Source organism: Terriglobales bacterium, from assembly GCA_035651655.1.
Classification (GTDB): Bacteria; Acidobacteriota; Terriglobia; order Terriglobales; family Acidobacteriaceae; genus DASRFG01.
Genome location: DASRFG010000003.1, coordinates 44917 through 68486 on the forward strand (window position 1 = coordinate 44917; position 23570 = coordinate 68486).

At 56.5% G+C, this 23570-nt stretch carries 22 protein-coding genes; 14 read left to right on the forward strand and 8 right to left on the reverse strand.

What is annotated here, in order from left to right; translation table 11 throughout:
- Positions 1–13: 13 nt before the first annotated feature.
- Both VFA76_02540 and VFA76_02545 read right to left on the reverse strand, forming a co-directional pair.
- Entirely contained in the window at positions 14–436 is a 423-nt protein-coding gene (locus VFA76_02540) for a hypothetical protein (protein ID HZR30717.1), read from the reverse strand.
- Positions 437–2182: 1746 nt separating this feature from the next.
- Entirely contained in the window at positions 2183–3001 is an 819-nt protein-coding gene (locus tag VFA76_02545; protein ID HZR30718.1) for a FliA/WhiG family RNA polymerase sigma factor, read from the reverse strand.
- Between the two features lie 22 nt (positions 3002–3023).
- Here VFA76_02545 and VFA76_02550 point away from each other — a divergent pair, with 22 nt between their 5' ends.
- The 3 genes from VFA76_02550 to trxA all read left to right on the forward strand — a co-directional run bounded on the left by VFA76_02550 (position 3024) and on the right by trxA (position 4547).
- On the forward strand, positions 3024–3239 hold the full coding sequence (locus VFA76_02550; GenBank protein HZR30719.1) for a hypothetical protein: 216 nt from the start codon (positions 3024–3026) through the stop codon (positions 3237–3239).
- 250 nt (positions 3240–3489) lie between these two features.
- Positions 3490–3894, forward strand: coding sequence for a DUF4870 domain-containing protein (locus VFA76_02555; GenBank protein ID HZR30720.1), 405 nt, complete (start codon positions 3490–3492; stop codon positions 3892–3894).
- Positions 3895–4214: 320 nt separating this feature from the next.
- Positions 4215–4547 (forward strand): thioredoxin, encoded by a 333-nt coding sequence (gene trxA, locus VFA76_02560; GenBank protein HZR30721.1) that lies wholly within the window; start codon positions 4215–4217, stop codon positions 4545–4547.
- Between the two features lie 62 nt (positions 4548–4609).
- Here trxA and lexA read toward each other — a convergent pair whose 3' ends face one another.
- The 5 genes from lexA to VFA76_02585 form a co-directional block, all read right to left on the reverse strand.
- Complete coding sequence (gene lexA / locus VFA76_02565) at positions 4610–5266, reverse strand: transcriptional repressor LexA (GenBank protein ID HZR30722.1); 657 nt, start codon at positions 5264–5266, stop codon at positions 4610–4612.
- 48 nt (positions 5267–5314) lie between these two features.
- Positions 5315–5887, reverse strand: coding sequence for a LemA family protein (locus tag VFA76_02570; GenBank protein ID HZR30723.1), 573 nt, complete (start codon positions 5885–5887; stop codon positions 5315–5317).
- Positions 5888–5904: 17 nt separating this feature from the next.
- A complete protein-coding gene (locus VFA76_02575; GenBank protein ID HZR30724.1) occupies positions 5905–7155 on the reverse strand; it encodes a GIDE domain-containing protein in 1251 nt (416 codons plus the stop codon).
- Between the two features lie 99 nt (positions 7156–7254).
- A complete protein-coding gene (locus tag VFA76_02580) occupies positions 7255–8448 on the reverse strand; it encodes an aminotransferase class V-fold PLP-dependent enzyme (GenBank protein ID HZR30725.1) in 1194 nt (397 codons plus the stop codon).
- Positions 8445–9827: an amino acid permease gene (locus VFA76_02585; GenBank protein HZR30726.1), complete on the reverse strand. Its 1383-nt coding sequence runs from the start codon at positions 9825–9827 to the stop codon at positions 8445–8447. The genes VFA76_02580 and VFA76_02585 overlap by 4 nt, the downstream gene beginning before the upstream one ends.
- 142 nt (positions 9828–9969) lie before the next feature.
- Here VFA76_02585 and VFA76_02590 point away from each other — a divergent pair, with 142 nt between their 5' ends.
- From VFA76_02590 to VFA76_02620, 7 genes are all read left to right on the forward strand, one after another.
- Positions 9970–12624: a diguanylate cyclase gene (locus VFA76_02590; GenBank protein ID HZR30727.1), complete on the forward strand. Its 2655-nt coding sequence runs from the start codon at positions 9970–9972 to the stop codon at positions 12622–12624.
- Positions 12625–12932: 308 nt separating this feature from the next.
- A complete protein-coding gene (locus tag VFA76_02595) occupies positions 12933–14135 on the forward strand; it encodes an acetyl-CoA C-acetyltransferase (GenBank protein HZR30728.1) in 1203 nt (400 codons plus the stop codon).
- A 63-nt stretch (positions 14136–14198) separates the two neighbouring features.
- Entirely contained in the window at positions 14199–15077 is an 879-nt protein-coding gene (locus VFA76_02600; GenBank protein HZR30729.1) for a 3-hydroxyacyl-CoA dehydrogenase family protein, read from the forward strand.
- A gap of 32 nt (positions 15078–15109) precedes the next feature.
- Positions 15110–15892: an enoyl-CoA hydratase-related protein gene (locus VFA76_02605; GenBank protein ID HZR30730.1), complete on the forward strand. Its 783-nt coding sequence runs from the start codon at positions 15110–15112 to the stop codon at positions 15890–15892.
- 76 nt (positions 15893–15968) lie between these two features.
- On the forward strand, positions 15969–16883 hold the full coding sequence (gene ribH, locus VFA76_02610; GenBank protein ID HZR30731.1) for a 6,7-dimethyl-8-ribityllumazine synthase: 915 nt from the start codon (positions 15969–15971) through the stop codon (positions 16881–16883).
- A gap of 26 nt (positions 16884–16909) precedes the next feature.
- The gene (gene nusB / locus VFA76_02615) at positions 16910–17344 is read left to right on the forward strand and encodes a transcription antitermination factor NusB (protein ID HZR30732.1); all 435 of its coding nucleotides are present in this window, start codon (positions 16910–16912) and stop codon (positions 17342–17344) included.
- 9 nt (positions 17345–17353) lie between these two features.
- The gene (locus VFA76_02620; GenBank protein ID HZR30733.1) at positions 17354–17617 is read left to right on the forward strand and encodes a hypothetical protein; all 264 of its coding nucleotides are present in this window, start codon (positions 17354–17356) and stop codon (positions 17615–17617) included.
- A gap of 33 nt (positions 17618–17650) precedes the next feature.
- Here the strand turns inward: VFA76_02620 and VFA76_02625 are convergent, their stop codons facing one another.
- Positions 17651–19717: a hypothetical protein gene (locus tag VFA76_02625; GenBank protein ID HZR30734.1), complete on the reverse strand. Its 2067-nt coding sequence runs from the start codon at positions 19715–19717 to the stop codon at positions 17651–17653.
- A 621-nt stretch (positions 19718–20338) separates the two neighbouring features.
- Here VFA76_02625 and rpsL point away from each other — a divergent pair.
- The 4 genes from rpsL to VFA76_02645 all read left to right on the forward strand — a co-directional run.
- Positions 20339–20710 carry a 30S ribosomal protein S12 gene (gene rpsL, locus VFA76_02630; protein ID HZR30735.1) on the forward strand — a complete coding sequence of 124 codons (372 nt, stop codon included), beginning with the start codon at positions 20339–20341 and terminating at the stop codon, positions 20708–20710.
- A gap of 19 nt (positions 20711–20729) precedes the next feature.
- Positions 20730–21200 carry a 30S ribosomal protein S7 gene (gene rpsG / locus VFA76_02635; protein HZR30736.1) on the forward strand — a complete coding sequence of 157 codons (471 nt, stop codon included), beginning with the start codon at positions 20730–20732 and terminating at the stop codon, positions 21198–21200.
- Positions 21201–21233: 33 nt separating this feature from the next.
- Positions 21234–23333: an elongation factor G gene (gene fusA / locus VFA76_02640; GenBank protein ID HZR30737.1), complete on the forward strand. Its 2100-nt coding sequence runs from the start codon at positions 21234–21236 to the stop codon at positions 23331–23333.
- A gap of 33 nt (positions 23334–23366) precedes the next feature.
- The coding region (locus tag VFA76_02645; GenBank protein HZR30738.1) for a GTP-binding protein at positions 23367–23570 on the forward strand (204 nt) is incomplete at its 3' end.

Consider the following 23570-nt stretch of genomic DNA (forward strand, 5'->3'; position numbering starts at 1 on the left):
GGCCTAGGTTCTTTTATGCGACGCGTGACTTCGTTCCTGCCGCCTCGCAACTCCTTCCTCGTTGATCTACCAGTGGCACGCGGCTAATTACCAAGGGCAGCAGCTGTTTGATGATTTCTATCCTGGAGCTGAGGCGTTTTCGGTGTGCTCTCATCATAGGGAGCAGCAGGGTAAGGTTTTTTTGAAGAGCACGGTAGAAATCTTCTAAAGTCGCATACTTCAAGAGATCGAGATTATCGACAATAGCGTTGTTTTCGGTGCTGACAAATGTCCCCCCACCCAATAACGACAGTTTGGGCGATATCGGAAGATAGTAGTAGCACCACGAGATGCCACTCTCCTCGGCCAGGCGAGTCATGTATTTGTGGCTTAGTAGGATCTCTGACGTGAGTCGGTTCAGGGTGTTACTGTCGTTCGTGCTTTTTAGAGAATTCATCACAGCCTCCAGGTCGTGATAATGACCCGTTCTAGAAACGCTCGGCAGTGACGACGGTCACAACTCCTTGAAAAGCTGTTAAAAAGGAATTTGTTTTGGTTTATGACAAGGACGCTTGCAGGCAATTGCGTTCGCAATTGCCTGCACTCCTTTGAAACGGCAGCACGCTGCTTATTAATTTCGGCCACTGTGTAGTCACTTCGCCACTTCACTAATTACCAAGATGCAGTTTAGTTAGCAGCTCCAGTTCGTGCCGAGATGTCTGCCAATTCCGAAATGGATGTAAGCTGGAGTACGGTATGTCCTCGATCAGACGACGCAACTCCGATTTTCGGCGAACCAGGCGCCCCGTCAGCAGCTTGAGGCACTTTCGGTCACCCCGATACCACCCAATCGGAATCGAGGAAGCCATTTCCTCTACCGAATCTGCGCCCAAATGCTCTATCCGTGCGAGCCAAGGCTCAAATGAATCCATGCTGTGCACTCGGTCATAAACCTCGTGCTGTTGGTATACACCGCGTAAGGGGCTGTCCGGAAAGTTCCACTCCCCGCAGTTGAAACAATATCCATGGTCAACAAAAGCAACCGTATATCTCTGCTGGTGTTGCTTGCGCCAAAAAACTGCCTGTCGAGCGTCGCAGTTACACGTCCACTTGTCGAGTACTAGCATTCCGGCGAACATCTCTATATTCCGGACGCTATCAAACATGCCTGGCGGAAGGAAATCGAACACCTTCCCTTGCATTGGTTCGACGACGTATTGTGATCCAAACTGTAACCCTGACCGACAGGGCACGGAACTATGCCCTTTCTGGATAGTGAGCCCGTTCGTACTAGAGATAAAGGACCTGCTTACGTTTATCACTTTTGCGATAGGCACCGGAAGTCCGAGTGCTCGGCCAAGCCTTGATACGAACATTTCGTTCGCCAGGACTCGCACATCCTGTGGGTTGTTGGAGAATTTCACGACGTAATAACAACCATCGGAGCAGTGGAGAAGGTGTGCCTGAGCCCCACCGCGCATCCTCCTCACATATCCAATTGCAAAGGCCGTATCATCAGAAGCAAGCGACATAAAGCTCCTGTGGTCAAGTGGTTTGTGGGTTCTTAGCGGCATGATTACAGATGGACGTATCAGTGTCAGTGACAATGTCTCTTATTTTGAGGAAATGTTACAGAATGGGAACGAGTGGGACTAAAGGCCCTACATCTCAGTAGTGCTTACGGATAGGACCGATCGGTATCGGTTTGGGAGCTCGATGTCAGGAGGAACGCCAGAAGGTGGAAACCTTCTGGGCCTCTCTGGACAGCTCACAGCCGGCATATTTTTGGAGCGAAGCGCAAGCTCTCACGATCTCGAGCGATTGCTGCAAGGGCAGGTTTAGAAATTCAAATCCGTAAAGGAAAGCTGTCTTGTGCCTTATGATCGCGTCGCCACCAATGAGAGTGGATGCCAGTTCGTACGTTAGCTTGACGATTTCTCCCGGAATCAAGCGCAGGTATAAGCTGGCACACAGGCCCTTTTCACTAATTTCTATTCCTAGGCCAAGATCCTCCCGCTTGCAGTCCCTTTGGTATATTCGAACGCGCATTCCGATTGAATCGGTCACCAAGTATCGAGGATGCGCCCTTCTGTCCAATTGTGCCCGGTTATTCGTCAATGTGATTCCTTTTGATGAGTGGTCGCCAAGGTGTTTACTGCTCAGAAATGTATTGCAAGGTGGCACGAGTTGACTGTGACCGAGGTCACTGACAGGCGGGTTGTTCTTCTCCGTTTTCCAATGTTTCAGCATTCTTCGTAGATGCCGAAGCACCTGCGCTGAGTAACTCTTCAATCCGTGAGCGCAAATGCAGGATTGCTGCGGAATGTAGCTGGGAGATGCGCGACTCGGATACGCCCAAACTTTTCCCTATTTTCGCCATTGTCAGTTGATCGCGATAATAGAGAGTCAGTATGTTCTGTTGCTGAATAGATAAGTCGGATAACGCACTGCCCAACAATGTGTTCATTTCGAATTGGAGACAATGTGCGTAACTGTTGACTGCACGCGGGTCCGCATAGTCCTGACAATTTTCCTTACCTTCCTGCGTAACCTCCTCGAAGTCAAAGCTGCATAACTCGAGTCCTCTCAAATCGGCAATCAATTTATTAAATTGATGCAGCTCCAATCCAATTTCGGCAGCGAGTTCACTATCGTCCGGTGCGCGGCCAAGCAAGGTGCTGAGTTTGTCGCGGGCGCGAGCCATGGCCTGTGCCTTACGGCGCAGGGCCCTCGGGCTCCAGTCGAGCTCGCGCAGGCTGTCAATGATGGCGCCATTGATGCGAAATTGTGCGTAATGTTCGAACTGAACGTGTCTTCGTTCGTCGAATTTGCGAATAGCATCAATCAAACCGACGATGCCGGCCTGGAATAAATCGTCCAACTCGACGCAGGGGGGCACACGCTGGTGGATACGACCTGCTATTCGCCGAACAAGGTCAATGTTCGATACCAACATCCGTTCGGATTTATCGTCAGTGGCAGCCGGAAGCGAGGATTTCCCGGACGCGGTGGCGCTGATCATTAAGCCTCCTCATGAAATGTGCGTGCTGGTTCTTCGGGCCGGGCAAGGCCGGCCACTCAGCGCCAGCACCTCCGAAAGCGCAGGCGCTTTCGCCGTCATGCACTACATCAACCGTGTAACTTTCGGCTTCCAAGCCCTGGCGCACAAAATTGGCCAAGGGAAGGTCGTCTTCTACCACCAGAATGCGCATGAGAATGAGTTAATGAGGGACGCCTTCGATTGTTGTGTATTGCCTTAGCTGACGCAATCACTCGAAAGGGCCGTTGCGGGCCCGTTGTCCTGAAAAGGAGCGCAGGAGTGAATTGGGAATTTCATTGAAGCTGGAGTTGAGGTCAAAGCTTGCCCACAAAAACTGGTGTAAAACGGCAGATGCAGGTATCGTATCGGCGAACAGGGGGTAGATGACCATGGCATTCTGCACAAAGTGCGGAACTCAAATTTCGGACACAACCCAGTTTTGTCCCAGTTGTGGGCAGGGACAATCAGGCTTGAGACCGGGGCAGCCCGGTAATCCGACGCCAGTTACTCAGAACCCCAGCTCGGGCATCTCGCAAAACCTTGCCGCGCTGCTCAGCTACTCCCTAGGCTGGCTCACCGGCCTGATTTTTTATTTTCTGGACCGCCGTCCTTACGTGCGTTTTCACGCGGCACAATCCATCGTGGTGTTCGGAGGGATCCACATCCTACGAATTCTGCTGGCAGCGGTTTTCGGCTTCGGCTGGTGGATGGGCGGAATGCATGGCTGGAGCCACTTGGGCGTGGCTGGCCCGCTATTCGCCTTAATTGGCATCGCCAGCTTCGTGCTTTGGATTGTATGTATGGTCAAGGCTTATAAAGGGGAACGCTTCAAACTTCCTCTGGCGGGGGATATCGCTGAAGGCTTGGCTCGATAATCGGCTCATTTTTTTCGCATTTCAAGCTACTCCTCGCTGATTACTTTCGTGACGTTTACACCCCCTGGAGGCCGCCTTAATATCCGGGTTGTAGTTTGGCAGTTCTGGGGGAGGGCTGCCGTGGCGTCCTGAGCTGAAAAGTTCAGGGCGCTTTTAATTTGTCCGCTAAATCCCCGTCACAGCGAAACTTAGATCAAGCCCCACAATCCATTGCCAGAAATCCTGCTTTGCGACCTGGAATGGTTCTCTGCATCTAAAGCTAGTGGTAGGATAGGCAGCGGCCCAGGAAATTAGTGGCCCAGCTCACCAAGGGAGAGGCAATGGCGACAGAGGCAATTTTTGAGGTAACCGATTCGAACTTCGATCAGGCGGTGCTGAAAAGCGACCAGCCGGTGTTGGTGGATTTTTGGGCGACGTGGTGCGGCCCATGCAGGGCTTTGGCTCCGATCGTGGACGAGCTGGCGAGCGCATACAACGGCAAGGTCAAAGTAGGGAAAATGGATGTGGACCAAAACGCGGCCACTCCGCAGCGCTATGGCATTCGTGGGATTCCCACGTTGCTGGTGTTCAAGGGTGGGCAGGTTCGAGAACAGATCGTCGGATATGTGCCCAAAGAGACGATTGAGAAGGCCCTGGACAAGCACATCGGTTAAGCATTAGTTGCTTGGAGATTGGCCCGGCTTCGGCCGGGCTTTTTGTTTTTGTACCCCGTCGATCAATACTTACGAAGGACCCCGATCACCCGGCCTTGGATCTGCACCGCCGCAGCCGGCACCATGATCGGCTGCATAGCGGCGTTCGAGGGCTGCAGCCGGATCTTATCGCCTTCTTTGTAGAGGCGTTTGAGAGTAGCGTCACTACCATCCACAAGTGCCACCACGATTTCGCCGTTGCGGGCGACCTTGGTTTTTTCTATGAGCACAAAGTCACCGTCGAGAATGGCCTCATCCTGCATGGAATCACCGCTGACTTGAAGAACGAAGACTTCGCTGGAGCGGGTAAAGTCGGCCAGCGAGATGGTCTCCGGATTTTCCATTGCCTCAAGCGGCCGGCCGGCGGCGATGCGGCCCACGAGCGGCAGCACGGAACCCGAGTTCCAACCCAACACGTGCTTCAACCCACCACGGGGCGCCAGCAGTTCAATGGACCGGCTGCGGTTGTAATCGCGCTTTAGGAGCCCCTTTTTTTCCAGGTTGCTGATGTGTTTGTGCACCGTGGCCAACGAGCTCAGCTTCAGGCCTCTACCGATTTCCTCGAAGGAAGGCGAGTGCTGGTGCTCCTGCACAAAGTGGTCTATGAATTCGTAGACCTCTCGCTGTTTGCGGGTGAGTGACATTGCCCGTATTGTGAGCGAATAAAAGGCGAATGTCAACAACCATCCACGATGTGGGCAAGGGGCTGCCGTCCGCTACAGGCAGGCCTATTTAGCGGTGGCTCCGAACGTCAAGGGCGCGTCGGCCTTGTCGGCTCCTTCGGCCTTGAACATAGTCCGCGGTTTCATGGTGAGGAAGCCTGCCACGAACGTGTCCGGCACCTGCTGAATACGGATGTTGTAGGTGTTTACGGAGTCGTTGTAGAACTCGCGCCGGTCGGCAATTTGGCTTTCGAGCTGGGTTATGCGTGATTGCAACTGCAGAAAGTTATTGTTGGCCTTGAGATCAGGATAATTTTCAGCGACCGCGAAAAGACCGCGCAGTGCTGACGTCATGCTCTGGTCGGCTTGGGCCTTCTGGTCCACCGTGGCAGCCTGTGCGAACAGCGAGCGTGCCTGGGCAATTTTCTGGAAGGTATCGCGCTCAAATTCCATGTAGCCCTTGCAGACTTCGATCAGCTTGGTGAGTTCGTCATGCCGTTGCTTAAGCATGACGTCAATGTTCGACCAGGCCTTATCAATATCGTTCTTCAGTTCAATTAAGCCGTTGTAGATGGTGACCACATACCATCCGACTCCAATGGCGGCGAACAACATCGCCAGCACGATTACTAGATTCATCCGGTCCTCCTAAATTCTCACAGCAAACCCAAATGCATCAGCACCAAGGCAACGCAAGCCAGGGTCAGGGCCGGCCCACCCCAGATGTACAACGCGGACTTCCATCCCAATTCCGAGATTACCTCGCGCTCGCTTCGCCAGGAAATGAAGAAATGCGGGTTGTGCTTGCCCTTCATAAGCACTACCGGCGGGTAGAGGTCAAATTCTTGGTGGCCGGAAGCCAAGGCTGTACTCAGCGGTGATTGCAGTTCCGCGGGCAGTGCTTCTTTTGCGGGCGCCGCTGCTGTGCCCGTACCCGCAGGTGCTGTGGTAACCGCCGCTGTGCCGGTTGCCATGGGGACGCCGAACAAGGACGCCATTACTAGCTCACGACGGTGCTTTTCGGCTTCGTCTGCCGGCCGTGGAGGTGTGGGCTGCGGGGCATGAACCGGGCCGGGCACTCCCAATAAGCCGGCGGTAAAGAGCTCACGGCGCCGCCGTTCGGCGTCGTCAACTGGGGGTTCGGGACGAGGTGGCTTCTGGCCGTGCGTGTTGTTGAATGTTAGGCCGTCTGCAGTGCTCCTGGCATTGATGGGAACGTTCTCAGCCGGATTGCGTTGCTGCGCACCGGCTAATTCACTGGCGTTTGACGTGACTGGGAATTGGCCAGCCCCATTAGCTTCGGAAACCCTGATGCTGACTTCGATTCCTGGATTTTGTGCCAGTGTTCCCAGAGCAAAGACCGCATTTTTGGGTTTCAGACAGTATTCTTCAACCTTGAGCGGACGTTGAGTAATGATCGCGCGGGACACTAGGAAGCGAGCGACGGAAGCCGGGATGGCGTCATCAGCGAGGAGCGAGTGGCGAAACTCCTCTTTAAAGTCGCAGTGCAGTTCCATGTCAGCTCCGGTGGGATCCACCAATAGCTTCCCGGTATTGTCATCGAGAAAAAACGGAGTGTGCAGGCTCTCGTCGTGCGCTTTTTGCCAGCTGTTGCTCTTGCCCGATTCTTTCAACTCCCAAACCAGCGTCCGATAGTAGAAGCAGGAATGCTGCGTGACCGGCGCGGTGATGGTGTAAGGCCCGGTAGCCAGGCCGCTTACCTCGACCAGGCCCATGGCAGCACTGCGGATCTTGCATTGCGGTGTGTTCATGATGAGACGCTTGCGCTGTAGCATGCGAAAACCACGGTAGAAGAGATATACGCCGAGCGGAGCGCCAACCCCCGCATAGAGAATCGGGTCGAAGCCGCTGGTATACAGCATCGCGAGGTTGAACGGAGCACACATTTACCGCCCCATGGTGCGCGAGATTCAATTTGAATGCACGCACCAAGGGCGCGTCGAACCTGACTTTCGTAACGTGGTTGTCCGCAGAGGTGGAGAACGCTAACGCGCCAGTGCAGAACGCGACTGCAGAATTTGCTCAACCGCGGAGATGGCGGCTTCGAGTTCGGTATCAGTATTGTAGAAGTGCGTCGACATACGGACGCCCGCCTTGGGTCGCCAGTCCACAAGAATGTCACGCTTTAGCAGTTCGGCGCAGACCTCTTTGGAGTCGGGCATGTCAATGGAAACTGTGCCGCCGCGCTGCGCGGGATCACGAGGTGTGTTCACCTTCCAGCCGTGCTCATCGGCAAGTTCGATGAGTCGCGCGGTCTGCCGCTGAGATTTTTGGCGGATCTTCTCGACTCCGACCTCGGCGATGATCTTCAAGCCAGGTGCTGCGGCGGCGAGAGCCGGAATGTTAGGAGTGCCATTCACAAAACGATACGGCGGATCGGTGTAGCGGATGGGCCCGATCTCGAAGGCGAAAGGCTGCTGGTGGGCCATCCACCCGGTGAATTTGGGCTCTAACTTCTTCCCAAGATCCGGGCGCACGTACAGGTACGCCACGCCGGGGCCGCCACACAGCCATTTCAGCACTCCGCCGCACGCAAAGTCCGCATTGAGAGCTTGGATATCTACCGGCACTGTGCCCAGTGATTGGAAGGTATCAAGAACAACGTGGGCTCCCACGCGGTGGGCACGCTCGATGATGGCGCGCGCATCGTTGATATAAGCGCTGCGAAAAATAACATGGGAAATCGGCACCAGCAATGTGTTCTCGTCAATGGCTTCCAGAAGACGCTCGGTAGGCACATGAATACCGTCGTCAGTCGGGACCATCTGGACCCGGGCGCCCCGCTCGCGCTGAGCTTCCCAGAAATACATAACCGAAGGAAAGTTCAAGTCGCTGTAAACGACTTTGTTGCGGCGACCGGAAAAATCAAAGCACGACGCGATCACTGCCTGGCAGGTAGTGACGTTCTGGTGAATGGCGATATTGCCGGGAAGAGCGTTCATCAGTGTGCCGATTTGATCGCCGATTTCGGCGGCCTTCATCCACCAGGTGTCCCAGGCGCGCACGCCCTGTGTCGCCCAGGTGTCAGCGTAATTTTGGAGTGCATCATAGACGCCGCGAGGCATGGCGCCTAACGAGTTGCTGATCAGGTAAGTAGTGCGGTCGAGAATAGGGAACTCGGGACGATAGCGCAGCAGGTCGTCGCTACGCCCATCGCGGTTTTTATGGTCCGCGCTCATTTCTTCATTCTACTTTCCTGGAGGCCTTTCTTCACCAGGAGAAAGGCCGCGGAAAGTACTACGACGTAGAGAACTCCGCTGATGACGATCAGCCGCGTGGTCCACCAGGTGCCGACCATCACGGCGATCATGGCCACGAAACCTGCCGCTGAAAGCGCACTTCCGCCCGGTGAACGCATAGGAAGCGCATTCAAGTCCGCGGAAGAAAGCCGCCGCCGAAACGAGATGTGCGCTGCAAGAACGATCCACCAGGTCAGGATTATCCCAAATAAAGCAGCGGAAATCAGATAAATGTATGCCGAGTCGGGAGCCCATTTTTCCATGCCCGCTGCAATGAGGATTCCAACGGCAGAGACCAAAAGCGCGAGCAGTGGTGATCCGGCGCCGGTGAGCCGGCCAAATGCGGCGGGCGCGTAGCCGTCGCGAGCCAGGGAGAACAGCATTCGCGAATCAACATAGAGGCTGGCATTCGCTGCCGACAACGCCGCTGAGAGGACCACGAAATTCATCACGTGGGACGCAGCTGGAAGTCTGGCCAGGCGAAAGACAGATACAAACGGGCTTTCTGTGACCCCGGCGCCATTCCAGGGCATGACGCCGACCAGAATCACGATGGCGCACATGTAAACGAACGTCAGAAGGCCAAAGGTGCTGCGCACGGCACGCGGAATTTCTTTCACCGATTTCGATTCCCCCGAGGAAATCGCGACCATCTCAATGCCGGCAAAGGTGAACAGCGCGAATCCCATGGCCAATGCGGGTGCCAGCTTCCCATTCGGAAAGAACCCACCATGGGCGGTGTATTGAGCGGCCACGCGTCCCGTGAGCAAGAAAGCGCCGCCGATTACAATAAAGGCAATGATGGTCATCAGCTTGACCATGGCGAACCAAAACTCAAACCAACCGTAATCGCCGACCTGGCGAAGATTGATCAACAGCAGCACGGCGGCGAACACAATCACCCAAACCGTGGCACGCACGCCAGGGAACCAATAACCCATGTAGGTGGCCGAGGCGACCAGTTCACCACCCACGGCAATTGCGATTCCGATCCAATATGCGTAGCGGGAAACAAAGCCGGCCCAGTGATTCAGGTACAGCTCGGCGTAGAGGCCGAAGGAGCCTGCGCCGGGGTGCCGGCTGGCCATCTCACCTAAAGCCATGGTCACCGTCCAGGTGATCAGGCCGGCGACGATAAAGCTAATGATGACCGCCGGACCGGCGATTTTGATGGCGGCGCCCGAACCCAGCAGCAACCCCGTACCGATTGAGCCCCCTACCCCCACCATGGTCATCTGCGCGGCGCTGAGCTGGTGCCTGAGCCCGGCTTCCTTTTCAGGCTCCTGTCGCGGGGAGGAAGCTCCGTAGGTGCTTGCCATTCAGGGACATATATCAGAAGCGCGGGCCGATTCCAAAATGAAGAGCGATCCACACTTTGGTAACGTGATGGGTGTCTGAGTGCATTGCCGCTGGCCGTCGCATCTGCCAAAATCAGTTGTCTCCCCTAACATCAGGGCACCCATGCTGGACCTCGGCCGCCGTCCCGAAAAAGTCGATACCGCGAAACGCCGCGAACGCGCTGAAAAATTCCTGCAAAAAGGGAAGACCAGCGCTGCGCTGGAGGAATATCTCGCGATTTTGCAAGAAGATCCAGACAATGACGCTATCCGCCAAACGGCCGCGGAGCTATACGCTTCCAGCAATTGTCCCAAGGAGGCGGCCGCGCTGCTGGGAGATTTATTCCAACGCCAGGCGGAAGCCAAAGACAGCGCTAAGGCAATTGTTACGTATAAGAAGCTGGTGCGCTTCGGCAGTCCGACCTGCGAACAGAGCTTCCGTTATGGGCAATTCATAGAAGCCAGTAATAAGAAGGAAGCATTAGAGGCCTTCGAGGCGGCGCTCACCGGATATGGCGCGCTGCACAACAGCAAGAAGTCGCTGGCCGTCCTGGAACACATAATCGCGCTTGATCCCTCCGGACAGAACTACTGGCGGGCCGCGGAATTAGCCTCCGAACTGGGAGACAACGCAAGAGCTAGCCAATTCTTTTTGAAAGTAGGAGCGCTGGAAGCGCAGTCCGGGGGAAAGAGCTCCCCCTGGTACGAACGTGCCTTCCATGCCGACCCGGCAAGCACCGCCGCGGCTGTGGCCTATGGACAAAGCCTCATCTTTGAAAGCCGCGCTGCTGAAGCCTTGGAAGTCCTCAAGCCACTGGCAACGGGAGGCGCCACTGCAACCCCGGAAGTGAAAGATCTTTACGGCCACGCGCTCTGGTACACCGGGCAATTAGTTCAAGCCGAGCCGGTGCTGTGGGAACTGTTCGAACAGAACTCCGCGCGGATGACGGAAATGGTCGAACTGATCGCCGCATTCCTGGAAGCCAAGCAGGATGGAGAGGCGGTAGCGCTGGCCCGCAAACTGGAACAGCACCAGCGTCGCAAAGGCAATCGGCGCGAGTTCATCGGCCTGATGAAGGATGTAGTTGAGAAGTTCCGGCCCAGCTCTTCGGAACTCTTGGAATATCTGGTTGAGCTTTTTAACGCCGCCAACCGCGAGCACGACTATTGCGAGACGCTGATTAAACTCTTCGATTTGTATTACGCCGCGGGGAACTTCTACAAAGCAGGGGACTGTTTAGATCGCGCCGCGGAAGTGGACGCGTATGAGCCCGGACATCAAAAGCGGCTGGAAATGCTGCGCGGAAAAATTGATGAGCAGAGACTCAATGCCATTGCCACTCGGTTCAGCGTAGTCAACAAAGCCAAAGAGATACAGCAACAGCCGGCCAAACGCGACGAACCTGATGAGCCCAGCATGCTGCAGGACCTAATGCTGCAGGCGGAAATACTGGTGCAGTATGGCATGCGCTCCAAAGCATTGGAGCGGCTGGAAAGAATTCAGCAACTGTTTCCGCATGAGGAAGAGCGCAACGAGGAACTGCAGCGTCTCTACATGAATGTTGGGCTGGTGCCCCATTATCCGGACGCCCCGGCGGGCAAAGCCAAGGCCGCGGCCGCTGCTGCAGCTCCGGCCGCCGCGACACTACCTCCGGCAAAACCGGCGGAGAACGTGTCAAGGTCTGCCGCGCCGCAAGCTTCGATCTTTGAAACCAGCGCTGCGGGGCCACGCGACGACTCCGAAGTAAAGAATCTTGCCCGCGTAACTGAGATCACCCGCAGTCTTTACCAGCAGGCGAACGTTAAATCCGTGCTGACGGTGGCGGTGAACGAAATTGGCACGCAGTGGAATACGGTGCGCGCCATTGCCGGCCTGCGCGCGCCCGGTAAGCCGCCAACCCTGGTGTTGGAGTATGTAGCTCCGGGGGTGAATGCCTCGGAACTGCCGGAGAGAGTGAAGTTAATGTCGGCGCTTCACGATGCTTCGATTTTGCGTGGGCCCATGGTTGTAGCAGATTCGAAAAACGCACCCGAGATGGCCGAGATTAAAGATGTGGTAAAGACGCTGGGCGGGGGATCATTCCTCGCACTGCCTCTTCTGGACGGCCAGGAGCATGTTGGTGTCCTGATTCTGCAGGCGGAAGATGCGTCCGCGTGGCGCTCCAGCGACGTTCTGGTGCTGCGCAGTTTGAGCGAACAGATTGTTCTGGCGCTGCACAATGCCCGGCTGCGCCGCCTGGTGCGTAATTTGTCGGTTACTGATGAGAAGTCGGGACTGCTCAAACGCTCCTCGTACATTGATGTGCTGCTCTCGGAAGTAAAGCGCGCCACACAACAGAATTCACCGACTTGCTTAATGCTGATGGAATTCGGGCGTGGATCGTCCATGGTGCGGGAGTTCGGACAGCCCGCGGTTGAAACCATGATGCGTCAGGTTGGACAGATCATTTCCACCCACATCCGGCAAGCGGACGTGGGTGTGCTCTACGACCTGACTACCATCGCACTCATTCTTGCCGACACTCCGGAGAAGGGCGCGATGATGGCGCTGGACAAGCTGCGCAAGCTGCTGGACGACATTCATCTGCCGGGCCGTGACACGCTGCCGCCGATCAGCGCCGGTATTGCTGAACTGGTTGTCAGGCCACAGTTCGACCCATGCGACATCGTGACCGAGGCGATCAATCGAGTGGAAGCCGCACTCGAGGGTGCTCGCAGCAACGCGGAGAAAAAGGTTTGTGCTCTGGCCTGCGCCTTTGATGTGAGCGCGGTGGCATAAGCTGGCGATTCTGATTTCCCAGGGGCTAAAGCCCACATACTGACGCTTCGATTCCCACGGCTGAAGCCGTGGGCTTCCACGGTGGCGGGTGCTCCGGTTGTTGACCTCGGCGGCTAAAGCCGAGTCGCTGGGAACGCATTACGCAGCGCTAAAGCGCTGCTCCACCCCAACACCGCCGTTCCGATGCTGCCGGCCGCGGGTAGTGTCCTAATTTGGACGCTCGGCGTCGCCGGTTGCTGCCCGCAATCCTCCACTGCTAGACTGAAATGTTTGGCTAGTATTGAATTGTTTTCCTGTAGGACCTCCTGATGTTGAAGCCATCCGATGTCGCAATTGTGAGTGGGGCGCGCACGCCCATGGGCCGATATGGCGGCAAATTGCGCGACTTCACTGCCATGGACCTGGCCGCCATTGCGTCGAAGTGCGCGATACAGCGTGCTGGGCTCGAGCCCGGCGAATTTGATCATGCGGTTTTCGGTAATGCGCAGCAGACCTCCGGCGATGCGCTCTATGGCGCGCGCCACGTTTCACTTAAAGCTGGCCTGCCGATTGAGACGCCGGCGCTCACCGTGAACCGGTTGTGCGGGTCGGGCATGCAGGCGATCGTCAATGCGGCGCAGATGATCCAACTGGGCGAGGCCAAGATGGTGCTCGCCGGTGGGATGGAATCAATGTCGCAGGCGCCGCACGTGATCCGCGGCGCGCGTTGGGGCCTGGGACTAGGCGAGGGCAAGCTCGAAGACTCGCTCATGGTGGCGCTGCTCGATACTTATTGCGGCCTGTACATGGCCAACACCGCCGAGCTTTACGCTGAGGAGCAGGGAATTACTCGCGAGATGCAGGATGAATTTGCGCTGCGATCGCAGCAACGCGCCGACGCCGCCCACAAAACCGGACGGCTGCAGGAAGAGATCGTCGCAGTGCAGCTTCTCGATAAACGCGGCCAGCCTACGGGCGAGTCTTTCAATGAAGACGATCATCGGCGGCCGCAAACTACGATGGAAGGCCTGGCCAAACTGAAGCCGGCATTCGGGAAAAGCGGATCGGTGACTGCCGGCAATGCCAGCGGGATCGTCGATGGCGGAGCAGCCGTGGTAGTGATGCCGCTTGAAGCGGCACAGAAGCGCGGGCTCAAACCGCTAGGGCGCATTGTGAGCTGGGGGATTGCGGGCGTGGAACCGAAGATCATGGGGCGCGGGCCGGTGCCGGCGTCGCGGATTGCGCTCGAGAAGGCTGGGCTGAAGCTCGACGATGTTGATCTGGTTGAAGTAAATGAAGCCTTCGCCGCGCAGTATCTGTCAGTTGAGAAAGAGCTGGGCCTGGATCGCGAAAAGGTAAACGTGAATGGCGGCGCGATCGCTCTCGGACATCCACTGGGCGCGACCGGCACGCGGCTGATCATCACCTTGTTATATGAGCTGCGGCGGCGCAAGAAGAAATATGGGCTGGCGACCGCGTGCATCGGCGGCGGGCAAGGCATTGCGATGATCGTGGAGAGTTTACAAGTTTAACCACAGAAGACACAGAGGCTCACCGAGGGTTTGGGATTTTTTCTGCGGTAAGTGAAGAAAACTATGGAAATCAGGAAGGTCGGCGTTCTCGGTTGTGGGCTGATGGGTTCGGGCATCGCGCAGGTGTGCGCAACCGCAGGTTTCGACGTGACCGTGCTCGAGGTCGAGCAGAAGCTGCTGGACAAGGGATTTTCAGGAATTGAAAAGTCTCTGGCCAAGCTCGCCGAGAAGGGCACGCTGAAAGAAGCGCCTGAGAAGGTCCGGGCGCGGCTGAAGGGAACAACTCGCAGAGAAGATCTCGCCGCCTGCGATCTTGTTATTGAAGCCATCATCGAGAATGTGGACGAGAAGCGGAAGATGTATGCTTCGCTCGATCCCATCGTGAAGAAAGACGCCATTTTCGCCAGCAACACTTCTTCTATCTCTATTACGCAGCTCATGACCGCAACCAACCGCCCGGAGCGCTTCGTCGGGCTGCACTTTTTTAATCCAGTGCCGTTGATGAAGCTGGTGGAGGTGGTTCGCACCATCGCCACTGTCGACGATGTTTACGAAAGCGTTTACGAGTTCAGCAAGAAATTGGGCAAGGTGCCGGTGCGCACCAGCGACAAGACAGGGTTTATTGTGAATCGGCTGCTGGTGCCGTACATGTTGGATGCGATCCGTGCTTTTGAGGAGGGCGTGGGCTCGGTGCCGGACATTGACAATGCCATGAAGCTGGGCTGCGGTTATCCTATGGGCCCGTTCACGTTGCTGGATTTTGTGGGGCTCGATACTACCTACTACATCACGCACATTATGTATGACGAGTTTAAGGAGAAGCGCTTCGCCTCTCCGCCGCTGCTCAAGCGTCTGGTAATGGCCGGTTGGTACGGCCGCAAGAGCGGCAAAGGTTTCTACGATTACAGCGATCCAAATAATCCAGTGCCGGTAAAACTTTAGAGGGCCAGGCGGATCCACACGGATTCAGACACATGAGCTACGAAAATATTCTGTTCGAGAAAAGGAACGCAATTGCCTATGTCACCGTGAACCGGCCGAAGGTGCTCAACGCGCTGAACATGGCCACGATGGAAGAGCTGCGGCAGGCATTTCATGCCATCAAGCAGGACCGCGAGGCGCGGGTGGTAATTTTTACCGGCACGGGCGAGAAGGCGTTCATCGCCGGCGCTGACATTGGGGAGCTGGCGAAGAATGATCCCATTCAGGCGAAGGAGTACACGCATCGAGGGCAGTCGGTGTTGAACCTGATCGAGAACTGCGGCAAGCCGGTAATCGCCTGCATTAATGGATTCGCATTGGGCGGCGGTTGCGAAATTGCCATGGCCTGCACCATGCGTCTGGCCAGCGAGAATGCCAAGCTGGGCCAGCCGGAAGTGAAGCTCGGCATCATTCCCGGATACGGCGGCACTCAGCGCCTCCCACGGCTAGTAGGCAAGGGACGAGCGATGCAGCTGGTGCTTGCAGGCGAAATGATCGGCGCCCAGGAAGCGCAGCGCATGGGACTGGTGAATGAGGTGGTTGCGCCGGCCGAACTCATCCCGCGGGCTGAAGCTATTGCGCAAAAGATCATTGCCAACGCTCCGCTGGCCGTGCAGTTCGCGATGGAAGCGGTCAATAAGGGAATGGAGATGACCCTGGCCGAAGGGCTCTATCTTGAAGCAACGCTCTTTGGTCTTTGCTGCGCCACCGAAGACAAAAAAGAGGGGACAACGGCGTTTCTGGAGAAGCGCGCTCCGCAATTCAAGGGGAAGTGACCTCACGGGCGGAGACGTCACTGAGTAGGCCTTCAGATGTAAGGTTTCAGCTTCCCGATTACACTTCATTATCCTGATGGTGAAAGCTATCCATATCGGCCGCTCGGTCAAGACCGGAGCGGAGTTCAAATCTTTAGTGAAGGTGCTCGAATCCCTTGGCCTGGAGTTGGAGCCAGTCGAGGCTGAGCAGAATGCGACGTTTAAAGTCCCGCTAGGCCGAATCAAAATAAACCGCGCGGGAGCCAGAGATGTTCCCGACGGGACGGAAGGAACCGACCTGCTACTGGAGGTCAGGGATCCTGATTCGATTTTCCAATTACTCAACAAGCAAAAGCTCAGATTTCTTGCCGACCATCAACAGGGGAACTGCCGGTTGTTTGTAGTGGAGTTGCCGGGCGGAATCAAAACCGCGATTTTTGGTAAGTTGCAGGAGTATCCCCCGGGAATTTCCGGTGATCTGGACGCGCGAGGAGTGCGTTTCGGTATTGTCGTAAGCCGGTTCAACTCCTTTATTACGGAGCGGCTGCTGAGCGGAGCCCTGGACGCCTTGCATCGTACCGGAGCCCGCGAGCAGGACATCAGGATTGTGCGCGTGCCGGGGAGCTTTGAAATTCCAGCGGCGGCGCGCAAGTTAGCGGAAACCGGCGGAGTGGATGCGATCATTTGTCTGGGATGTCTGCTGCGCGGCGAGACCTTGCATTACGAGGTAATCGCCAATGAGGTTACCCGCGGGATTGGACAATCGGCGCAGGAGACGGGAGTGCCGCATGCTTTGGGGGTACTCACCTGCAACAGCCTGGAGCAAGCCATTGACCGTGCTGGCCTGAAGAGTGGTAATAAAGGATATGAAGCGGCGCTCTCCGCCGTGGAGATGGCTTCGTTAACTAAAGTTGTCGCCAGGCGGTCTAGGGTCGAAGGTCGGCGGCCAAAGGGCGGCGGCAATAAATCAGTCGAGGTCATGTCGAAGAGAAAGGCGCGCTCGCGAAACTGAGTACTGGCCACTGAGAACTGGTTTCTATGGGTACACGGCGAAAATCACGCGAACTGGCGCTGCAGATGCTCTTTCAGGCCGACATGGCCCACCAGAATTTTGGTGATGTTTGCCAGAGTTTCTGGGCGGAGCGAGACAGCGTGTCAGACGATGTCCGCAGTTTCGCCGAAGATCTGTTTCGAGTTGCACTGGAGCGCGGGCCAGAGATTGACAAATTGATCGAACAACACGCACAGCATTGGCGGATGGACCGCATGGCTGCGGTTGACCGCAACATCCTAAGGGCTGGAGTGGCAGAGCTTTTAGGGTTCCCGGTTACGCCCAAGGCAGTGGTGATCAATGAAGCGCTGGAAATCGCGCGAAAGTTTTCTAGCCCGGAGTCAGTACAATTCGTCAACGGCGTACTCGACAGCGTCGCTCGCGACCTGGAGAACAGTGGAGTCGCGCCGTCGCGGAGTTGATCGGTCCCTATGAGATGGTCCGATGAAGCTAACGAAATTTTGGAAGAACTGCTGCGCGTCTTGCCGGCGCCGGCGCGTACCGCGGTTCAGGAATCCACACAGTTGCGTGCTGAGAGCCTGACCAGCGAAGCTGGCGAGGATGAGGTCGCAATGGAAACTGCGGTGCAAGCATTTGTGGAGTCTACCCCTGCCGATTTACGGCAGCGACTGAAACACACCCTTACGTACCACGGAATCGATCCTGAAGATTACGCCACGGCGTTCTCGTCTTAAACAGACTAGCCTGGCCGCTTTCAGCGGCAGTTCTTACTGCCTAACCAGCAGGTTTGGCGTACAGGTCACGCCCCCACCACTGCACAATGTAACGCTGATCTGGCGGACATCAGTATGCGCGACGGTGTCGAGCACGTGGACTTTGCCGTCACTGGTGCCTACAAACATTAAGTTTCCATCGTTCGTTAATGCGCCCCGGAGAGGCGTCACCCCATTCGTTAGAGGAATCGCAGGTTCAACAGTGCCGGTCTTTATGTTGAATGCCAGAACTTTAGGCAAATCACTGATGACGTAAGCGTGCACGCCATCCGACGAAATCAGAAGTTGACTGGCGGTAAAACTACCTGCCCCAAAGTCCTGGAATGTTACTGGTGGCGCTGGGGATGTTCCAGGAGGGGTAAACGAGGGCGGACATCCCGTGGCGTCCGTGGTCACCGGGATCACGTTGATGCCGGGAGATGCAACCGCAATGATGGCTGCTCCGTTAGGAGTGGGAGCTATTTGTGTTGCCGAGCCGGTGATAGGAATGCCGCCACCCACCCCCAACGGGTTTGAATTGTCGCAAGTCGCAAATGGCAGGACCGATGGATTCGTGCCGTCGGCCACGAATCCAAATGTGCCGGTGCCCATGAAGGTCACATCGTTGGCAAGCGCCGGCAGTGGGACGGTAAGGAGCGGCGAGCTCGAAAAAATGAACAGGGCGGGAGCAGCGTTGCTGCCCCCTACCATGAAGGCCTTCAGGCTGTCGGGAGAGAAACTGGCCGCAGTTACGCCTGAAATCGGCAATATCTGTGTGCTGCCGTTACTCGGATTTACGATATCAACAACATTGAAACCGGTCGTATTTGAGACCAGGACGGAACCGCCATTGGGCGCCACTGCCAGCACTTTGCCGTGAACAGAAGACGCGAGTTGGGCGCTACCGTTGGTCAGGTTGAGGACGGCCAAACCGTTATCCGATCCAAAAAATCCCTGTGTGCCGGCGGGATTCGTCAAAAAGGAATTCGGATTAACCGGCAGCGTTATCGCGGTCCCGGGAGTGTTCTGGTGAAATGGAATCGGCACCATGGAGACCTTGCAGGCGGGCGTGCCACTGCAATCGCTGCTGCTGACAAGAATCGTACCCGGAGATGCGCCAGTCACGGTCGCTGTCACGGCAGTCTTCGAGTAAATCGGCGGCAAATTTGTATTGCACGTGGGCGGAGTGCAGGAAGCAGTTATTGCCGCACCGCCTGCGCTCACCCCAAGCACATTGCCGCTGGTTACAGTGGCTGCCGCGGGATTTGAAGTGAGCCAAGTCACGGGAGCGCTTATCGCAGCACCCGCCGAGTCTTTCACGACCGCGGTGACAGTTACTCGGGCGCCTTTGGCAACGGTTATGGAGGAGGCTGAACTGGGACCAGCGACTGAGACGGACTTTACACGACAAGTTTCAAAAGAAACGCCGGGGCTGTTGACGCCGCTTACCGAGGCAAAGAGGGACGTGGCCCCGGGTACGGCGGCCGTAATCTGTACCTGGTTCAAAGGCAATTTGGCTGTTTTTACAGTTGCCACGTTGCTATCAGTCACGCCCCAACTCACGGGTCCTACCTCGGCTGTAATGTCGGTCGTGCCGCTGAATACGGTCGCCTGAAATTTTTCAGTGAGTCCTCTGGTGACGCATCCATTAGGACCGGTACCCGGATTTATCGCCGTAACCTGAATATTGGTAGCCACCGGATGGACATACACCGTCACGGGCGCGCTGGTGGCAAAGGTTCCCGCTTGCGCGGTCACTTTCGCTACTCCTGGTTGCCCCGGGGTGCAGATTACAAAGGCGGCGTTCCATTTGCCGCCGCACACGGTTCCTCCTGTAGAAACCGTCGCTATCTTGGGATTGGTGGACTGAAAGGTGAGGGTCGCAGGGATCGGGTTATTTCGAAAATCGAACGCCGTCGCGGTGAGCTGCACCGCATCGCCGAGATTCACCGAAGAAACAGCGGGAGTGAGAGTGACCTTTGCCGGATTGAGCGGTTTGGTGCTGCTTCCACAACCAACTCCCAAGGTTAGAAGCAATATCAGTGCTGCAGTACTGGCCTTTTGCCCTCCCACACTACCCATGAACCCTCCCCGCTCAGTCTGCAGGCCGAGCGGACCTGACCATCGTGACAAATTTGCTCTCATTGAGAAACTTTCAGTCTAGAGGCTGCGGATTTTTTCAGCAAGCGGGTGGCCGGATTGGAGTTTGCGGTTCCTCAGGGGAGCGCGCTGGTTGACGCTCCCAAACGGAGTTGTTATATTTGTAGAGTTCCGCGAGTCAAGTTTAGCTTGCCTGTGCTCGGCTCTGCTAATGGAGCATTCGGACATGGCAATGCTGTTGTAGGTTGAACCGCCCGCTGTGGTTGTCTGAGGCTGCGGGCGTCCTCGCTGAAACGGATACCTGCGCTGCCTTCCGTCCCTCTTGGGTTCCTGGTAGTCGGGAATTGCGGAAGGGTATGCAGGCCGAGGCCAGCGAAACGGAACGCCTCCTAACTTTGCTAACCCTTCTGGGGTAGCGAAAGCAGGCTGGGCGCCACCGTCGTTAGGCCCACAACGGACCAATAATCTCCTCTGCGCCAGTGCGCGGCGGAAGTATGGTCGGCAGCAAGGCTGACCAGCCCCTGCAAAAGGGTCAGAGCGGGAGCGCGCCCGTGCCTGTGGGGACGGCAGTGTGTGCCGCTAACTGGAAGGAGCAGGAACAGAGTGCCTACATTTCATCAACTGGTGAAGGCAGGGCGGAAAAGGCCGCGGTACAAGACGGCGAGCCCAGCGCTGCAGGCGTGTCCTCAAAAAAGAGGAGTATGCACGCGTGTGTATACCCAGACGCCTAAGAAGCCGAATTCGGCACTGCGCAAGGTGGCACGCGTAAGGCTGACCAACGGAATTGAGGTGACCACCTACATTCCTGGGGTCGGTCACAACTTGCAGGAGCACTCGATCGTACTAATTCGCGGTGGCCGCGTGAAAGACCTCCCCGGAGTGCGTTATCACGTGGTGCGTGGAACTCTGGATGCGGTGGGAGTGGCCAATCGCAAGCAAAGCCGCTCGAAATATGGAGCCAAGAGACCGAAATAAGGATTGAGGTCGTTTACTGATGCCAAGAAAAGGACACATATCGAAGCGCGAGGTTGCCGCCGATCCGGTGTACGGATCGCCCCTGGTCACCAAGTTTGTGAACTCCATGATGTGGCAGGGAAAGAAGAGCACCGCGCAGGGGATCTTCTACGAGTCGATGACTCAGCTTCAGGAGAAGGGCGGGTCAGACGCGTTGACCTTGTTCAAGAAAGCCGTCGAGAACGCCAAGCCGCTGCTCGAGGTCAAGACCCGCCGCGTGGGTGGCGCGAACTACCAGGTGCCGGTGGAAGTGAACGCTGACCGGCGCACCTCACTGGCGATCCGTTGGCTGATTACGTACAGCCGCGGACGTGGTGAGAAGGGCATGATTGACAAGCTGACCAATGAGCTTCTCGATGCCGCGAACAACCGCGGTGCGGCCATCAAGAAGAAAGAAGACGTGCATCGCATGGCGGAAGCCAATAAAGCTTTCGCGCATTATCGTTGGTAACAACTTTACAGATTCAGGAAATGGAAAAAGAACGTGGCTAGAGCGGTCCCATTAGAGCGTTGCAGGAATATCGGCATCATGGCGCACATTGATGCCGGTAAGACCACGACGACGGAGCGGATCCTGTTTTATACGGGACGGACGCACCGCATCGGCGAGGTCCATGAAGGAACTGCGACCATGGATTGGATGGCGCAAGAGCAGGAGCGCGGAATCACCATCACTTCCGCCGCTACCACCTGCTTCTGGCGCGACATCATGATCAATATCATTGATACGCCCGGCCACGTGGACTTCACCGCCGAGGTGGAGCGATCGCTCCGCGTACTCGACGGCGCGTGCGCGGTTTTCGACGCCGTTCACGGAGTCGAGCCGCAATCCGAGACAGTATGGCGCCAAGCTGACAAGTACGGTGTTCCGCGAATTTGCTTCATTAATAAGATGGACAAGATGGGCGCCGACTTCGAACACGCTGTTGACACCATCCGCAAACGCCTCAATGCCCGCCCCGTAGCAATCCAGCTCCCCATCGGTCAGGAAGACAAGTTCAAAGGCGTCATTGATCTGTTCGAAATGAAGGCGATCATCTGGAAAGACGAGAGCCTGGGCGCGCAGTTTGTGACGGAAGCAATTCCCGCTGAGTTAGAGAAGAAGGCAGCCGCATTTCACAACCAGATGGTTGAAACCATCGTGGAAAATGACGACGACCTGCTGCACAAATACATGGAAGGCGAGAGCATCACGCCTGCCGAGCTGAGAAAGTCGCTGCGCAAAAGTACGATCGCACTGAAGTTGTTCCCGGTTTTGTGCGGAACCGCGTTCAAGAATAAAGGTGTACAGCCGCTGCTGGATGCGGTGGTGGATTATCTGCCGTCGCCGCTGGACATTCCGCCGGTTGAAGGCACTGATCCGAACACCGGAAATCCGGTCCAGCGCAAAGCCGACGATAAAGAGCCATTCTCCGCGTTGGCATTCAAGATCATGACCGACCCGTTTGTCGGCCAACTCACCTTTATTCGCCTCTACTCCGGGCATCTGAAGACCGGCGACAGCGTGTACATCGTGAGCAAGCAGCGGTCGGAGCGCATCGGACGTCTGCTTAAAATGCACGCCAACAAGCGCGAAGAGATCAATGAGATTTATGCCGGCGACATTTGCGCTTGCGTGGGCCTGAAGGGCGTTACCACGGGCGACACCATCTGCGACGAGAAACACCCCATCGTGCTGGAATCCATTGAATTTCCCGCACCTGTAATCGCCGTAGCAGTGGAACCCAAGACCAAGGGCGACCAGGAAAAGATGTCGCTGGCACTCTCCAAGCTGGCGCAGGAAGACCCCACCTTCAAGGTGCACACCGATCCGGATAGCGGGCAGACCATCATCAGCGGTATGGGCGAGCTACACCTGGAAATCATTATTGATCGCATGATGCGCGAGTTCAGCGTGGAAGCGAATGTAGGTAAGCCCCAAGTCGCGTACCGCGAGACCATCCGCAAAAAGAGCGAAGCCGAAGGCAAATTCATTCGCCAGACCGGCGGTCGCGGGCAGTACGGTCACGTGAAGATTCGTTTGGAACCGCAGGAACCAGGTGGCGGCTACGTATTTGAAAACGAGATCGTCGGCGGGTCAGTCCCCAAGGAATACATCAAGCCGGTGGACCAGGGCATTCGCGAGGCAATGGAAGGCGGGATCCTGGCCGGGTACGAAATGGTCGACATGAAGGCCATCCTCTACGACGGTAGCTACCACGATGTGGACTCCAGCGAAATTGCATTTAAGATCGCGGGCTCCATGGCGTTCAAAGAAGCCGCGCGAAAGGCCAGCCCGGTGTTGTTGGAGCCGGTGATGTCGGTTGAGGTAGTGGTGCCGGAAGATTTCGCGGGCGCAATTATGGGCGATCTGAGTTCGCGTCGGGGCCGCATTGAAGGCATGGAGCACCGTGCCGGCTCGCAGGTAATCAAGGCCATTGTGCCGTTGGCGGAAATGTTCGGATACGCCACGCACATGCGCTCTTCCACTCAGGGTCGAGCGACTTACTCGATGCACTTCGCCCGCTATGAAGAAGCCCCCCGCTCGGTGGCGGAGGAAATCATCGCGCGTGTGCAAGGGAAAACAGTTTCGAAGTCTAATTAGACTCATTTCACAGAAAGCGTACGGAGATAGGCAATGGCGAAAGAGAAATTTGAACGGAATAAGCCGCACGTGAACGTGGGGACGATCGGGCACATCGACCACGGGAAGACGACGTTGACGGCGGCGATCACCAAAGTGCTGTCGAAGCACAACCCGAAGGTGGCGTTCCGCTCGTTCGATTCGATAGACAACGCGCCCGAGGAGCGGGAGCGGGGGATCACGATCGCGACGGCGCAC

What these genes read in the sequence shown, in the direction of transcription:
- VFA76_02540 (HZR30717.1), bottom strand. Translation starts at nt 436, where the DNA reads ATGAATTCTCTAAAAAGCACGAACGACAGTAACACCCTGAACCGACTC.
- VFA76_02545 (HZR30718.1), bottom strand. Translation starts at nt 3,001, where the DNA reads ATGATCAGCGCCACCGCGTCCGGGAAATCCTCGCTTCCGGCTGCCACT.
- trxA (HZR30721.1), top strand. Translation starts at nt 4,215, where the DNA reads ATGGCGACAGAGGCAATTTTTGAGGTAACCGATTCGAACTTCGATCAG.
- VFA76_02570 (HZR30723.1), bottom strand. Translation starts at nt 5,887, where the DNA reads ATGAATCTAGTAATCGTGCTGGCGATGTTGTTCGCCGCCATTGGAGTC.
- VFA76_02575 (HZR30724.1), bottom strand. Translation starts at nt 7,155, where the DNA reads ATGTGTGCTCCGTTCAACCTCGCGATGCTGTATACCAGCGGCTTCGAC.
- VFA76_02580 (HZR30725.1), bottom strand. Translation starts at nt 8,448, where the DNA reads ATGAGCGCGGACCATAAAAACCGCGATGGGCGTAGCGACGACCTGCTG.
- VFA76_02585 (HZR30726.1), bottom strand. Translation starts at nt 9,827, where the DNA reads ATGGCAAGCACCTACGGAGCTTCCTCCCCGCGACAGGAGCCTGAAAAG.
- VFA76_02590 (HZR30727.1), top strand. Translation starts at nt 9,970, where the DNA reads ATGCTGGACCTCGGCCGCCGTCCCGAAAAAGTCGATACCGCGAAACGC.
- VFA76_02595 (HZR30728.1), top strand. Translation starts at nt 12,933, where the DNA reads ATGTTGAAGCCATCCGATGTCGCAATTGTGAGTGGGGCGCGCACGCCC.
- VFA76_02600 (HZR30729.1), top strand. Translation starts at nt 14,199, where the DNA reads ATGGAAATCAGGAAGGTCGGCGTTCTCGGTTGTGGGCTGATGGGTTCG.
- VFA76_02605 (HZR30730.1), top strand. Translation starts at nt 15,110, where the DNA reads ATGAGCTACGAAAATATTCTGTTCGAGAAAAGGAACGCAATTGCCTAT.
- ribH (HZR30731.1), top strand. Translation starts at nt 15,969, where the DNA reads ATGGTGAAAGCTATCCATATCGGCCGCTCGGTCAAGACCGGAGCGGAG.
- nusB (HZR30732.1), top strand. Translation starts at nt 16,910, where the DNA reads ATGGGTACACGGCGAAAATCACGCGAACTGGCGCTGCAGATGCTCTTT.
- VFA76_02620 (HZR30733.1), top strand. Translation starts at nt 17,354, where the DNA reads ATGAGATGGTCCGATGAAGCTAACGAAATTTTGGAAGAACTGCTGCGC.
- VFA76_02625 (HZR30734.1), bottom strand. Translation starts at nt 19,717, where the DNA reads ATGGGTAGTGTGGGAGGGCAAAAGGCCAGTACTGCAGCACTGATATTG.
- rpsG (HZR30736.1), top strand. Translation starts at nt 20,730, where the DNA reads ATGCCAAGAAAAGGACACATATCGAAGCGCGAGGTTGCCGCCGATCCG.